The organism is Amycolatopsis minnesotensis, assembly GCF_039529815.1.
In the GTDB taxonomy this organism is placed as follows: domain Bacteria; phylum Actinomycetota; class Actinomycetes; order Mycobacteriales; family Pseudonocardiaceae; genus Amycolatopsis; species Amycolatopsis minnesotensis.
Genome location: NZ_BAAANN010000118.1, coordinates 1 through 1,578, shown reverse-complemented (window position 1 = coordinate 1,578; position 1,578 = coordinate 1). Strand labels below are relative to the sequence as shown.

The 1,578-nt window shown below is 55.3% G+C and carries 1 protein-coding gene; it reads right to left on the bottom strand.

The annotated features are described in order from the left end of the window. Positions 1-194: 194 nt before the first annotated feature. Complete coding sequence (locus ABD256_RS44070) at positions 195-1,475, bottom strand: IS4 family transposase (protein WP_344432381.1); 1,281 nt, start codon at positions 1,473-1,475, stop codon at positions 195-197. Positions 1,476-1,578: the final 103 nt, after the last annotated feature.

The window sequence follows — 1,578 nt, the reverse complement described above, 5'->3', positions numbered from 1 at the left end:
CAATACCAGTAACTTAGGCGACGTTGATGCGCAATGTGATGGTCGGTGCCGCGGCGATGTACCCCTTGGGTGAGTCTCGCCGCCTGGACGGGTAACGCTGCGTTGGCCTTTTTCGTAGTCTTGGGTTGCAACGGTTTCGGCGTGATGGGTTCAAGTACCTAGCCACGATCTTCACAAAACTTGCCCACAGGTCTTTACGGCGCTTGGCGCCCTTGCGAAGAGGGGGAAAAATCACCTCGGCTGTCGGCGCCGAGGTGGTTGCGGATGTGAACTGCGGCTGTTTTGAAGCTAGCCCGGTCAGGATCGGCATTGTGGAGTTCTGCCACTGACTTCATGGTCGTGCAGACGGCGTTGTAGACGAGTAGCAATGCCCACATTTCCTGGTAGACCATGTCTGGTGACTGGGAGCGCAATATCCGATCCTTGCCGACAAGAGAAGGGCCAAGGTAGGAGAAGGCGGTCTCATGCTCCCAGCGCTGTGCGTATAGAGCTACTACTTCCTCTGCCGTTAGGATCTCCGGGTCGACCGTGGTGATAATGCGGATAAGTTCACCGGATGCGCCGTGCCAATCTTTTTTGTTGTCAGAGGTCGGGTATTCTCTGGGTTTGTCGACCCATGCTTCCACGACCCGGATTGGGGTTCCGACAAGTTCCTTGGGGTCATAGTCGGATGGTAGGTTTCCGGTTCGCTTACGTTGTATCTGCCTGCGCGCGTAGTTGTGCTTCTTTTTGGGGTCCACGAGGACGCTCATGTAAGACTTGCCTTGTTCGAGCACGTCGACCACGGGCAGTATCCAGTCGTTCCTCACTCGCCACGCCAACTGAGCACGGGTCTCCATGGCTCTCAGGAAGCGATCGATCGAGGGAAACGAACGATCGGCCAGACATAGCATCCCCTGCTTCAAGGACGGGATCATGTCGTCCACGAGCTTTTGCTCGGATGTTGATGCTGGACCGATTCGCGCGTCGATCGTGGCATGGGTTCCCGACTCGACGAGCGACACCACGCGAACCGACGGGTATCCCGCAGTCTCCTTGTGCGACTGCGAGCTGAAGTGCTCTCTGTTGAGACGTGAATCAGGGACAGGAAGCGTCTTTCCATCAAACGAGACCACTCGGAGGTCACCAATAAAACCCGGACCTCCTTCTTCGGCTAAGGGGTTCGCGGTTCGACGGAACAGTTCTTCCAAGGGATCCTTGCCGAGTCTCTGACGTGCCTTCGTCAAAGCTGGCCCTGTCACCGACGAGGAGCCGACATCGAGATCTTCCGAGCTTCTCGGAAGTGATTTCCACAAGGATACGTTTATCGAGTCCCACACAAGCCGGTAACCTCGATCCATGAACAAGGCACAAGCGAGCACGAAGTACACGACTAGACGATGAGGAAGGTCTCTAACTCGCTCTTCGCGAGCGTTGCAGTCTTTCAAGACCGAATCCACGAGAGAGGGTGGATACAGGTGTGCCAACACCCCCATAGACACATCTTTCGACTTTCCCTCGTCGCCGGGTATATGTTTTTTCTGACCAGCTCGCGGCATATCTAACTATAGCATAAAACAGCTTAAGTTATCGGTATTG